12 protein-coding genes are annotated in these 12,883 nt (G+C 58.9%); 4 read left to right on the top strand and 8 right to left on the bottom strand.

The window, feature by feature from the left end:
• Positions 1-46 precede the first annotated feature (46 nt).
• Both M5B98_RS16820 and M5B98_RS16825 read left to right on the top strand, forming a co-directional pair.
• Positions 47-691, top strand: coding sequence for a winged helix-turn-helix domain-containing protein (locus M5B98_RS16820; RefSeq protein ID WP_248743328.1), 645 nt, complete (start codon positions 47-49; stop codon positions 689-691).
• Positions 692-1,072: 381 nt separating this feature from the next.
• Entirely contained in the window at positions 1,073-2,467 is a 1,395-nt protein-coding gene (locus M5B98_RS16825) for an undecaprenyl-phosphate glucose phosphotransferase (RefSeq protein WP_248743329.1), read from the top strand.
• Positions 2,468-2,826: 359 nt separating this feature from the next.
• On the opposite strand, the gene M5B98_RS16830 is transcribed toward M5B98_RS16825, so the two are convergent.
• From M5B98_RS16830 to galE, 6 genes are all read right to left on the bottom strand, one after another.
• A complete protein-coding gene (locus M5B98_RS16830; protein ID WP_248743330.1) occupies positions 2,827-4,905 on the bottom strand; it encodes a YjbH domain-containing protein in 2,079 nt (692 codons plus the stop codon).
• Entirely contained in the window at positions 4,902-5,666 is a 765-nt protein-coding gene (locus M5B98_RS16835) for a capsule biosynthesis GfcC family protein (RefSeq protein ID WP_248743331.1), read from the bottom strand. Before M5B98_RS16835 ends, M5B98_RS16830 begins: the two co-directional genes overlap by 4 nt.
• Positions 5,663-6,328, bottom strand: a complete 666-nt coding sequence (locus M5B98_RS16840) for a YjbF family lipoprotein (RefSeq protein ID WP_139831917.1) — start codon at positions 6,326-6,328, stop codon at positions 5,663-5,665. Before M5B98_RS16840 ends, M5B98_RS16835 begins: the two co-directional genes overlap by 4 nt.
• Positions 6,329-6,340: 12 nt before the next feature.
• The gene (locus M5B98_RS16845; RefSeq protein WP_114884344.1) at positions 6,341-7,456 is read right to left on the bottom strand and encodes a polysaccharide export protein; all 1,116 of its coding nucleotides are present in this window, start codon (positions 7,454-7,456) and stop codon (positions 6,341-6,343) included.
• Positions 7,457-7,545: 89 nt separating this feature from the next.
• Positions 7,546-7,782: a hypothetical protein gene (locus M5B98_RS16850; RefSeq protein ID WP_003226528.1), complete on the bottom strand. Its 237-nt coding sequence runs from the start codon at positions 7,780-7,782 to the stop codon at positions 7,546-7,548.
• 228 nt (positions 7,783-8,010) lie between these two features.
• Complete coding sequence (gene galE, locus M5B98_RS16855) at positions 8,011-9,027, bottom strand: UDP-glucose 4-epimerase GalE (protein ID WP_248743332.1); 1,017 nt, start codon at positions 9,025-9,027, stop codon at positions 8,011-8,013.
• A gap of 381 nt (positions 9,028-9,408) precedes the next feature.
• Between galE and galU the strand changes: the two genes are divergently transcribed.
• A complete protein-coding gene (gene galU, locus M5B98_RS16860; protein ID WP_007951629.1) occupies positions 9,409-10,242 on the top strand; it encodes a UTP--glucose-1-phosphate uridylyltransferase GalU in 834 nt (277 codons plus the stop codon).
• Between the two features lie 31 nt (positions 10,243-10,273).
• Positions 10,274-10,684, top strand: a complete 411-nt coding sequence (locus tag M5B98_RS16865; RefSeq protein ID WP_248743333.1) for a mannose-1-phosphate guanylyltransferase — start codon at positions 10,274-10,276, stop codon at positions 10,682-10,684.
• Positions 10,685-10,688: 4 nt separating this feature from the next.
• Here the strand turns inward: M5B98_RS16865 and M5B98_RS16870 are convergent, their stop codons facing one another.
• On the bottom strand, positions 10,689-11,825 hold the full coding sequence (locus M5B98_RS16870) for an SGNH/GDSL hydrolase family protein (protein ID WP_248743334.1): 1,137 nt from the start codon (positions 11,823-11,825) through the stop codon (positions 10,689-10,691).
• Positions 11,825-12,877 (bottom strand): acyltransferase family protein, encoded by a 1,053-nt coding sequence (locus M5B98_RS16875; RefSeq protein ID WP_248743335.1) that lies wholly within the window; start codon positions 12,875-12,877, stop codon positions 11,825-11,827. Before M5B98_RS16875 ends, M5B98_RS16870 begins: the two co-directional genes overlap by 1 nt.
• Between the last annotated feature and the right edge of the window lie 6 nt (positions 12,878-12,883).

Genomic DNA, 12,883 nt, shown 5'->3' on the forward strand with positions numbered 1-12,883 from the left:
CCGATTACCTTTTAGCCAAATTTGGTGCGTTATTCAGGAGAGAGACATGGAAACCAGTACAACCCTCCCACGAAAATATTTTGTTGTCGTGACCAATAACTCCGCGTCGCAACGTGAACTCGAGAGCATTCTCTCCAGTGAGCGTTTCAATTCGTTCGGTACGTCCCAGGCACAAATGTTTGTTGAAGGTGTTGCTTCGCCCTCTTCCACTCCCACGCTCATGGAGTTCACTTACCCACGCGGCACAAGGAAAAGCGTCGCTCGCAGTATTGAACACGATACACAGCGCATATTGGCCACCCTCGAATCCGAGTGGCTGGCGGCACAATCGGTAAACTCGCTCCAGAATACGCCGGCAACAGAAGACACCGGCTCCATTGAAGGCAATGTTCCCTGCACAGAGGCCTGGCATCTGGACAATGACCAGGGCGCCCTCGTCAAGGAAGGTGTCGAGATCAGCCTCACCGGCCTCGAAACCGCACTGGTCAGAAAGATGCTGCACCACGAAGAACGCGTTGTCAGTCGCGACGATCTGATCCTCAGCATCGGCCGGGAACCGGAACAATATCGCGGACTGGAAATGTGCCTGAGCCGTCTTCAAGACAAGTTCAAAAGTGCCAGCAATGGTGAACGGCTGTTTCGTGCCGTGCGCAATCGTGGTTATTGCCTGATCCAGGAAGTTGTTGCCTGAGCACAGCCTACGCACCCATAAATTGAAGCAAGTGCAACAACAAAAATAAAAAAGCACTTTGCTTGTTTGAACCTCCTTTTCAGTAATGCTTCCCTCCTCACCCTTCCTACGATAGCAAACAGATTATTGTTTGTTCACCCTTTGCCTTTGACCTTTTCTAACGTTCGATTATTTCCCCAATCAATTGATTGGCACTTTGCCATCTTGTTAGAACTCGTCAGACAGCTTCTTCCCCAATAACTTAGTCTATTGATTGACGATAGTTCGGCATACCGATGTTGTTACCTCAGAACATGGGCACCTAAAACAAAAACAACTCTGCTTAACAACTCGGATTTCAACTGTCGAAACCTGAATGGAAGTCTTTTGGGGATATCGCATATGGATCTCACTCTACGTATCAACCGAAACACCGGCCTCAAGGGACTTACCTTCTGGGGCCAATGGGCACTGGCACAGTGCTTTATTGTTTCACTGTTATTTATATTGGCTGAGCAGCACACGGGAACGGTCGAGTTCTATTACCGGATGTGCACCATGCTGGCCGTGCTGGCTTCGGTTCCGGCCTACACGTTCAGCGGCGCCTACCGAAAGCGCGACAACTACCTGACCGGCCTCGGACGGCTGCTGATGGGCTGGTCGATGACCATGGCCGGGCTGACGTTCATTGCGTTCATCTGCAAGGCCGATGAGCTGTTTTCCCGCCAGGTGATTCTTGACTGGGCGGTGTACGGCTTCTTGGGTCAGGCGCTGCTGTATGCGCCGCTGCATGCGTTTTCGAAGTACTACCAGCGTTCCCGCAAAAGCGAGCACAAGACCCTGATCGTCGGCACGGGCGAACTGGCCCTGGGCCTGGCGAAGAAGCTCAGCGAACACGAAAACCTGCCGCTGGTGGGCCTGGTCAGCAACGGCGACCTGCCCGCTCTGGACGCTGATGCTCCTCGGGTCGTCGGCGATCAGGAAAACTTGCTGGAGCTGATCAAACGCCACGATATCCGCCGCCTGTACATCACGCTGTCGCTGTCCGAAGCGGCGAAGATCGAAGCGATGTATGTCGATCTGCTGGATGCCAACGTTGACGTGGTCTGGGTGCCGGACCTGAACAGCCTGACGCTGCTCAATCACTCGGTAAAAGTCGTGGACGGCCTGCCGGCGATCTACCTCAATGAAAGCCCGCTGACCAGCCGCCCGACCGCCGCCCTGAGCAAGAGCCTGATGGAGAAAAGCGTCGCGCTGCTGGCCATCATCCTGTTGAGCCCGGTGCTGCTGCTGATCTCGCTGGCGGTGAAACTCAGCTCGCCGGGCCCGGTGTTCTTCAAGCAGGATCGCCATGGCTGGAACGGCAAGGTGATTCAGGTCTGGAAGTTCCGCTCGATGCGCGTGCACGATGACCGCGACGTCAAACAGGCCAGCCGCAACGATTCGCGCATCACCGCCGTCGGCCGCTTCATCCGCCGCACTTCGCTGGATGAACTGCCGCAACTGTTCAACGTACTGCAAGGCCACATGGCCCTGGTCGGCCCGCGTCCGCACGCCGTGGCGCACAACAACTACTACTCGGGCAAGATCCTCGCGTACATGGCGCGCCACCGAATCAAACCGGGCATCACTGGCCTGGCACAGATCAGCGGCTGCCGTGGTGAGACCGACACTCTCGACAAGATGGAGAAGCGTGTCGAGATCGACCTCAAGTACATCAACAACTGGTCGCTGTGGCTGGATGTGAAGATTCTGGTGAAGACGCCGTTTACCCTGTTGTCGAAGGATATTTACTGAGACGCAGCGCTTCACAAGGCAGGACCGCAAGGGGACGAAAGTCCCCTTTTTTGTGGGCGAGATTTGGTGGCTGGCGGAAGGCTTGCACCTGCATTGGGTCAGTTGTAGTGAGGTTGGCTGAACTGACATCATCGCTGGCAAGCCAGCTCCCACAGGGGTTTGTGGTGAAACACAACTAACGATCCGACCACAATCATTGTGGGAGCTGGCTTGCCAGCGATAGCGCCGGATCATTCAACACCGGGCTAGAGCTCACCGTCCCCTGCTCCCTCAGCAGTGGTGAAGGCTCAAGAAGACATCCACCCCAAACCAAAACGGGAGCCGAAGGGCTCCCGTTTTGACTTCCCGGTCTCCCGGACCTACTCGGTAATCTTCCCGAAGTTGCGATAGAACATGTCGTCTTCACGGCTATCGGTCATCGAGTGCAGCTGGAAGCTGCGGCTGAGCCTCGCACCACCGTCACGGGTCAACGGCGCCCAGACCAGGTTGGCCCGGCGCATGGTCGACATGCTCATCATCTCGTCGAACGGAATCGACAGATAAATGCCCTTGTCGAAACTACCTTCGCCGTATTCCGTACTGCCCGCCGTGGTGATGGTCGCCCAGGCACCGAAGCGCACGCCGTTGGAAAACTCCCGGGAGATATCCAGCGTGCCGCCAAAGTCGCCCGCCAGATAACGCCCGACGCTGACTGCCGCCAATGTTTCGTAGGGCAAATCGGTGTAACCGGTGATATGACCGGTCAGCACCGAGTAGTCCCGCAGGCCGAAACCCTGATCGAATTCACGCTGACGCACGTAGTTCAGATCCGCACCGATCGCCCAGCGCTCGCCGGTCGGACGGAACAGCACCTCGCCTCCGACCCCGGCGAACATCGACTCCAGATAACCGCCGTAGACCATGCCGTACAGATCCTTGTCCAGTTGCTCGGCATGGCTGACCTGAAATAACGGCATGGTGGTGTCGGACGTGGTCAGGTACTGACGCAAATCCGTGCGCACACGCGGCAAGCCGCTGGGTGCGTCGTATTTGAACTTGTCGAAGTTGTTCGTCAGGTTCTGGCTGAGCATGCCGCTCCACCAGGTGTTGCGGTTGAAGCGGAACTCGGCGTCGAGGTCGGCGCTGAATTGATAGAGCAAGCCATCCGGGCCACCGACGTTCTGTTTGAAGCCCAGACCGGCGCCATAACTGAAGTGCTGCAGCGGCTGGGTGTAGAGCGTCTTCTCGTTGTGCGGCATCGCCGGGTTGACCTCGGTGGTGCGGTGCAACGTTTGCAGCGGCTCTTCGTTGTTGATCACTTCGCGGAAGGTCTGGCGCGGCACGCTGGTTTCTTCCAGCGGCAGGTCGTAACGCTTGTTCACCAGGGTGAACCAGTCGATGTCGTCGTTGACGCTGTTGTCCAGCACCCGGCTCGCACGCCCCACCGCTTTGGAGGAATGGAAGTAGCGCTGCTGCTCGCCATACACGATCAATTCGGAATCGCGCTGGGCAATGCGCTCGACCCGATAACCGGCATTTTGCTGCAGGCGTTGCGACACATTAGCCCAGTCAACCTGATCCATCGACGTAGTCGGTGCCTTCGCCGGCAGCGGCTCCGGCGGTGGATCGAAATTCTTGGCCGGGGCCTTGCGGCTGACGAAATTGGTGTGGAAGGTGACGCCGAACATCGCCGTGTTGCCCCGCTCCCACGCGGCGCTCACGTCGAGGGAGTCCGTTACCTTGAACACCGCGCCAAGGTTGATCGGCGAGTCCTGCTTGATCACGTTGTCCTTCGGTTCGTGTTTGTAATCGTTGCCTTCGTACTCGAGTTTCAGACTCAAGCGATCCCAAGGCGTCTGGTAACTCACGCCGCCGAAGAACGACGGCTGGCCGCGAAAGTAGGAACCAGCGTTGACGTCACCGGTGCCTTTCAGGGACGGGCGCGTCTTGAAGCGATCATCGAGATAGCCGAACGGGTTGTCGATGTCGCCGCGATTACCGATGTAGCCCCAGGCGATGCCGGCGCTGAAATCCAGGTTGTCGTAGCGCTTGTTGGCCACCAGAAATTCACTGGCGAACAAACCCGTACCACCGACGTCTCGGAAGCCCAGGGCGACGTCGGGCGCCCAATGGGTTTCCTCCCAGAGCCGGACTTTGACGTCGACCGCCTTGTCCTTATAGCTCTGGTTGCCGCTCATCGACTCCGGGCCGTACGGGCGGTTGGTGATGGCGGTGTAGCGAAACGAACCTTCGAGCCAGTCCAGCGGCTGCAACGAAACGCTGTAGCGGCTGTAGGGCTCGGTGCGGTTGGCGTTGACGCTCAACTCGCCGGCCGGGGACATGCGCGCGGTGGGCGTCTGCAACAGACCGGCACCACCAAAATCGCCCTGGGTAATTCGCGGCTCGGCATGGACCAGGCCGCACGGCAATAACAACACAGCTGCAAAACGCAAATTCAACGAACCACCTCAGCCAACTGCGTGGCAATAAATTCGGCCAACTGCTGATTCAGTTCAGGGATAGGCGGATCCAGATCATCGTTTTTCAACGGCACCAGAATCTTGCTGCCGGCAACGGGAAACTGCCCGCTCTCACGATTCCAGTGAGCAATGCCGACGCGCCGCGAAACCCCGTTGGGCTGGATCAGCCACAGGTAATCGGCGTCGGCATCGTCCTCCAGCAGCACGCAACTGCTGAGGTAGTCACGGGCCTCGAGCAATGGCTGATAAGGCAGCCGGCAAGTCCCGGCGACCGCGCCGAGCACTTCCACTTCGTCGACCCGCTGCGGGTAGATCAGGCGATCGCCGTCATCCAGACGAATGTTGCGGGCGAAGCCGACTTCCAGCGCCACCGGGTCCAGGTCCGCGATCTGGCGCCCGGTGACCGGCATCTGCCGCACGTCTTCGGCCATGCGCACCGCCAGGGCTTTGCGGCTCGGTCGATCGAACAGATCGGCCATGCGCTGCAACACGTCCAGGTCGAACAGCACGCCGACCTTGAGCCGGGTCTGCTCCTCCAGCAACGACTGACGCAGCAGCACACCGGCCAGCCAGTAACCCTCGGCGTTAGGCACGGCCTCGCTGATCACATCGGTCAATCGGCCGCCCGGCGGCAACGTCACCGGCCCGGGGTTGGCCACATCGCCGCTGACCGTGACCGCCGCCTGACTTGCGCCGGCGAGCAACATCAAACCCGCCGACAGAACCCTCAAGCGCTTCATGGCAGATGCCTGCGGTCAGGGGTCAGTTGCACGATCTTCACCCGCAGTTGCGAGGTCAGTTGCTGCTCGCTTTGCACAATGAAACCGTCTACCGGATCGACCCAATAACGGTTGGTTGCCCGCAGGCCGATGGCCGGGACGTCGATACGTTCATCGACACGCAGCACGGCGTATTCCTTGTTCAGAATCTTCAGGGTTTCCACGGATTTGCGGGTGAAGCGGCTGTTGACGATCAGCCCGACTTCCTGGCCCTTGTAGAGATCGATCCAGCGCTGGCTGGTCTGGCCATCGGTAACGTGTTGCAGACCGCGCTTGAACGGCGACGCATCGGACAGCCGCGTGCCGTCCAGGTCGCCCTCCGCGCCCAGGCCGATGCTGCGCACCGCGAGACCGTCGCGCAGCAGCAGGACCTGCTTGCCCGACGCCACCCAGAACTGCAGGTCATCGCGCTTGCGCACCAGCGCCAGCACACCGGAACCGGACGGCGTGGTGAGTTTGAGTTGCGGATAATTGACCTCGGCCACCTGGGCCGGCGTCACGTCGATATCATCCGGGCCGACGACCGCCGACTTGAGGTTGGTCACCGAGGCAACCATCAGCGGATTACAGCCACACAGCAACAAGGCCGCCATCAGGCAGACGCCAACATTCAAGGTTTTCAAAGTCGGCGGGCCTTATTTGCTGTTGTTGGTGAATTCGCTCCAGTTCTTCGCAGCGGAAGCGCCGGTGCCGACAATCGATGCCGACGGCACCAACTGGCTGATCAGACGGTTCCAGCGAGTCACGTTGGCAGGCCCTACATAAACGACGTCCTGGGGACGCACTTCGAAGTGCGTGGCGAGAACCATGGCAGTCGGCGATTCGGCTTCCAGTTGATAGATCTTCGCCGGTTCCACATCGAGGTTTTCCACCCCGCGAATGACGTACACGGCGTTGCCGTTGGCGGTGGTCTGACTCAGGCCGCCGACCGAGCCGAGCACGTCGGACAGGTTCATCGTCGCCGTCTTGAAGCTCAGGGCGCGCGGCTGGTTGACCTCGCCCATCACGTAGATGCGCTTGTTGTCGTTGTACGGCAGATACAGTTTGTCGCCACCCTGGAGGTAGACGTTCTGCAACTCGGAATCCTGTTGATTGAGGGTATCCAGATTCAGCGGATAGACCCGCCCGTTGCGCGTCAGCAACAACCCGGACAAGTCGGCATTGTTGGTGTCGATGCCCGCCGAACCGAGGGCTTCGACCACGCTCAGCGGGTTAGTGGAAATCGCTTGCGGGCCAGCCTTGGCGACCGCGCCGGTGACCACGACTTTCTGGCTGGCGAAACGCAACACGGCGACGTCCACTTGCGGCTCGGCGATGAACGCCGACAGCCGTTGTTCGATGTCGTCGCGCAGTTGCTGGATGGTCCGGCCGGCGGCCTGGACTTCCTTGATGTACGGGTAATACAGCGTGCCGTCGGAGCGCACCAGTCGGCCGTTGGCATCGATCTGTTGCTGCGCGCCCGACGGCGCGGTCAGCTCGGGGTGATCCCACACGGTGATGTACAGCACGTCGTTGTTGCCGATGCGGTACTCGGCCGGCGTCGCCAGCAATTCCGTGGGCACCGACTCACGCTTTTGCGTGGCGCGGTTCATGGAGATCAGCTTGGGGGTGATCGGAATCAACTCGACCCGGCTGCTTTCACTGGCGCCTTGGCGGGTGATGCCAAAGGTGCTCAGGTGTTGACCGGGGGAAAACATGCAACCTTGCAGAGCGAGACTTGCCAGCATTAAAAGAGAAAAACTACGAGTCATAATGGCACTACGCTATTCAAGGGCGAATCCAAAACAAAGTCACCCGACTTTCGTCGGGCGACCTTGTACTGCACCAACAGTTACTTCAGTTAGTTGTGCGTGCCGGTTGTACCCGTGGTACCGGTGGTACCCGTTGTACCGCCGTTGGCACTTCCACCACTGTTGGACGCCGCTACGGCACTGGCAACCATTGCAGTACTGGCAGCGGGCGCTGTAGAAGCCGCGACACTGCCCGATACATTGGTTACCGCTGTAAGCGGCGCTTCAGCTGCGGATGCCCAGTTGCTCAACATCGTCAACAAGGCAATCGCCATCACTTTTTTCATATCAACTCCTTTCTAACATTGCACCGTTACATCGGGTGTTTCGTTAGAGGCGGTAGAGTTCAAGTCGCAAAAAGCGCGAACAAGATCCGTTGTTCTTTCACAGTCCTACGCAACTGATAAAAGTCGAACGGCAGGTTTATATCTACGGACTTGCAAAAGGCATTGCCAGTGTAATTTCCCGACGATATCTAACAACCTGACCGAAAATAACATTGGACTAAAAGGCCATCATTCCAGATAACCCCTGGGATGATTCGATTGCCAGCGCCAGGTATCGGTAACCATATCCTGCAAGTTGCGTGTGGCTTTCCAGCCCAGTTCTTTTTCCGCCTTGGAAGCGTCGGCCCAACTCTCGGCAATATCACCCGAACGCCGTGGCATCACCCGAAACGGCACTGGCTTGCCGCACGCCTGTTCGAAGGCTCGCAGCACTTGCATCACGCTGTAACCGTCACCGGTGCCGAGGTTCCAGGTATGAATGCCGGTGCGCCCGTCGATGGCCTGCAAGGCCTTCAGGTGCCCGTCCGCCAGATCGACGACGTGGATGTAGTCGCGCACGCCGGTGCCGTCTGCCGTGGGGTAATCGTCGCCGAAGACCGACAACTCCTGGAGGCTGCCGACTGCCACCTGGCTGATGTACGGCAGCAGGTTATTGGGGATGCCGCTCGGGTCTTCGCCCATGTGGCCGCTGTCATGGGCGCCGATCGGGTTGAAGTAGCGCAGCAGCGCGATGCTCCAGCGCGGCTCGGCCTGGCTCAGGTCGCGCAGCACGTTTTCGACGATCAGCTTGGATTGGCCGTAGGGATTGGTCGGAATGCCGGTAGGAAAATCCTCGCGGATCGGCATCTGCTCAGGCTCGCCGTAGACCGTGGCCGAAGAGCTGAACACCAGCCGGAAGACCCCCGCCGCCGCCATCGCCTGGCACAGCGTGATGCTGCCGCTGACATTGGTTTCGTAATACTCGAGCGGCTTGCGCACGCTCTCGCCGACCGCTTTAAGCCCGGCAAAATGCAGGACGGCATCAATTGAATGCTGCTGGAATATCCGGTCCAGCAACGCCCGGTCGCACACATCGCCGCGAATCATCAGCGCACTTTTGCCGCAAATGCCTTCCACGGCGTGCAGTGCCGCGTCGCTGCTGTTGCAAAGATTATCCAGAACGACAACTTCATAACCTGCTTCAAGCAATGCGAGTGTGGTGTGCGAGCCGATATACCCGGCGCCACCCGTTACCAGAATCTTCATAGCGCGGTCCATAGTGGGAAAAGTGCCAACTAGCGTGTCAAGCCCAACTTGTTTAATGTGTGTCTTGCTTCACATAAACAGGGCGACAACAACCCAAAACAAAAACAGTTCCATCGCTGGCCAAAAATATTTTTAAAGGCCAAACTGTATTGCCCGGTACTTATTAGCACTCCCGCACTTTCACCACTATCAACAGATACCGACTAAAAATAACTGTTATTTATCAAGCCGACATCTAATAACATTACCCCCCTTTACACTAAGCTAACGTTGTCACTCATAACCTGACTCAGGTATTAAAGTACAGCTTCATCAACTTGCAACTTTTCCTTATTGCAATGTAACCGATGGCTGTATGCCATGAATGTCCAGGAAACTTCTATGATTCGTAAATGTTTGTTCCCCGCTGCCGGCTACGGCACGCGTTTCTTGCCGGCCACCAAAGCCATGCCGAAAGAGATGCTGCCGATCGTCAACAAGCCGTTGATCGAATACGCCGTTGAAGAAGCACGGGACGCCGGCCTGCAGCACATGGCGATCGTCACCGGTCGGGGCAAGCGCGCACTGGAAGACCACTTCGACATCAGCTACGAACTCGAACACCAGATTCGCGGCACCGAGAAAGAGAAGTTCCTGGCCGGCACTCGCGAGCTGATCGACACCTGCACCTTCTCCTACACCCGTCAGGTGGAAATGAAAGGTCTGGGCCACGCGATCCTCAGCGGCCGCCCACTGATCGGCGACGAACCCTTCGCCGTGGTCCTGGCCGACGACCTGTGCCTGAACCTGGAAGGTGACGGCGTGCTCACCCAGATGATCGAGCTCTACAAGAAATTCCGCTGTTCGATCGTGGCCATCCAGGAAGTCCCCCGCGACCAGACTCACAAGTACGGCGTGATCGCCGGCGAGGCGATTTCCGAGGGCATCTACCGGGTCAACCACATGGTGGAAAAACCGGCGCCACAGGACGCTCCGTCGAACCTGGCGATCATCGGCCGCTACATCCTGACGCCCGACATCTTCGACCTGATCGCCGACACCGAGCCCGGCAAGGGCGGGGAAATCCAGATCACCGACGCCCTGATGAAACAGGCGCAAAACGGTTGCGTGCTGGCCTACAAGTTCAAGGGCCTGCGATTCGACTGCGGTGATGCCGAGGGTTACCTGCAGGCGACCAACTTCTGTTACGACAACGTCTACCTCAAGGGCCGCTGAAAGGCGCCCGCGCATCTCCGACGAGGCAACCATGAACATTGCACAACATTCGACAGGCATTGAACGGGAGGTGGACAACCTCGGGGTGATGAGCTGGTTGTCTCGTCATCAGCCGTTGCCCAGCGCCAACGAATCCTGGCTCGGGACCATCCTGCTGGTGGAGCGGATCGGCATGTTTCCCTCGTCCGGAGACATTCGCCGGCCACTGCGCGATCCCTATCCCCTGCTCGCCCATCTGAAACGGATCTACGGCGAGCAGGCGCTGGAGGTCGATGACCGCGACGGCCTGAAGGTGATTCTCGGCGACTGGCGATTCCGCGTGCGCCTCTGCTGCAACGAGCCGGCAATCATCATCAATGTGGAGACCCGTTGCGTGACGCAGTTGATGCCGCAGAAGACCGCAGAGCTTCTGGGTCACGTCGACACCTTCGACAAGGGTTGAGTTCTTATTCCGAGGCGGCGCCGCATGAAGTCCCGTGGTTGCCGCCGACGATCATCCGATAGAAGTAATCGGCAATCACCTTCCCTCCCGTGGCCGGCACCGGATGTATTTTGTCCGGGCCGATCATCGCCGCCGCGTAACGTTTGACGTCCGTACCGAACGCGCATTGCAGATTGGCGTAACCCAGATGCTGCTCGCGGGCCCAGGGTTCGAGCACCTGCGCGTAGGCCGACATTGGATAGGCGCTGGAGCGTGTGGTGTCCTGGCGCATGATCAGGTTGACGCTCGCGGCCGGCTGAATCTCGCGGATCATCCCGACCAACCCCTGAACGTTTTTCAGGTACTGCTCGGGCTTCACGCCGAAACCCTGATCGTTGCCGCCGAGCATGATCAGATAGATGTCCGCAGGAATCTTCGACACCACCGCTTTCCACTGGGTCTGCCACTGACCATCGGCATGATAGAAATCGCCGGACGCTGCGCCCGACGCGGCCAGTTTCGACACCCGCAAACCGGCCTGCTCGTTGCTCATCCACAGGCCGAACAGCGTTGGCGCGCCCTTCACCACTTCCAGCCTGAATGACCAGTCCGTCGCGGCGGATGTACCCGGTAACGGGACTTCCTGAACGCCCGCGCCGGAGAGACTCAGCGGCTGCCAGTCCACCGAGGGCGACCAGCGATAGCGCAGTTCACTGGATTCGCCGCTGCCCAGAAAAAGTAACTTTGCCTGGGTGACGGCGGTGTTTATCGCTTCGCTCGGATGCGCATCGACCTGCAGCCATGCACCGGGCCGTCCCGTCACCGTGCGGCTGTCGGGGCTGGCCACGCCGAGGTTCGACACCTTCCAGTCGCCGCCGAAGTATTTCTCGCTGCTGCGGGTGTACTTGAAATGGCTGCCACCCAGCGCCGCACCGTGGTTGAAGCCGACATAACCGGGGCCGGCAAAACCGACCTCCCCGACCAACCGCTGCACCAGTTTGTTGAGGTAGTAATCCTGCCCGGCGCTGTAGCTGTCGCCGATCACCGAAACCGACAACACCTTCCCGGCCTTGCCTTCGCGCCACTGGGCAAAACGCTCGCGGGCGTCACCGACTTCAACCACCGACGCCGCGACCGGCGCTGCGTCATCCACTGCAACCATCAAGCACTTCCTTTAGCCGAAACCTGCGCCGGGGAGACGTTCCCCGCCGGTTTTTTCGCCGCCGCACGCTCGCCCAGAAACAGCACCGACGTGAAGTTGAACCGGCTGAAGATCGTCGACAACAACACCGGCCCGAGCAAGCCGCACGCCACGCCGCAGAACACCAGCACGCTTTCGTCCTTGATGCCCAGGCGTCCGAGCACCGAGCGCGAGGTGGCGGCAAACAACACATGAAACAGGAAAATCGCGTAAGAGTAACCACCGAGCCAGGTCAGCGCCTTCGAACGCATGTCACTCGACAGCAGCGCAAAGCAGGACACGCAACCCACCGTCAGGCCGATCAGACTGCGACGATCGATGATCAGTTCGCGGTCCAGCGATGCGATGTACAACAGCGTCAACGAAATCAGCACGAACACCAACGGGCCGATCACTTTGAACCGTTGCTTCAACGCGCTGACATTTTCCTGGCCGATCATCCCCGCCACAAAAAACGGCAACAGATAGGTTGCCCCGTTGATGCCGAACGCATCGAACTTGAACGGCGGCAACAGAAATACCGCAGCGGAAAACGCGAACAGCAGATACAGACGCGTCGTCGAACGCAGCAATCCACGCCACTCCAGCAGGCCGACAAACATGAAAATGATGAACACCGCCTGCAGGAACCAGAAGTGGTTCACCGGCACATAGAACGACAACAGCGCATCGATCACACCGACGTCCTTGTTCACGCCCGGCCCCACCGCCTGCAACACGGAGAACGGCACACCCACGCAAAACAGCGGCACGATCAGCCGCCGCACCTTGCCGGTGAAGAACGCCGAAAAGTCATTGCCGCGAATCTTGTAGATGGAATAGATGTAACCCGAGATGAAGGTGAACAGCGGCATGCGCACGTACACCATGGAATCGGCGATCACCCGGAATGGCGAGCCGATATCGATCTTCAAACCGCCGCCCAAAGGGCCGATCACGTGATAGAGCACCAGCAGCAGGCACGCCAGGCCGCGCAGGGTTTCGATCTCCAGGGACTTTTTCTTGCTCGACATAAAGCA

It is taken from the genome of Pseudomonas sp. MWU12-3088, assembly GCF_023242405.1.
Taxonomy (GTDB): domain Bacteria; phylum Pseudomonadota; class Gammaproteobacteria; order Pseudomonadales; family Pseudomonadaceae; genus Aquipseudomonas; species Aquipseudomonas kribbensis.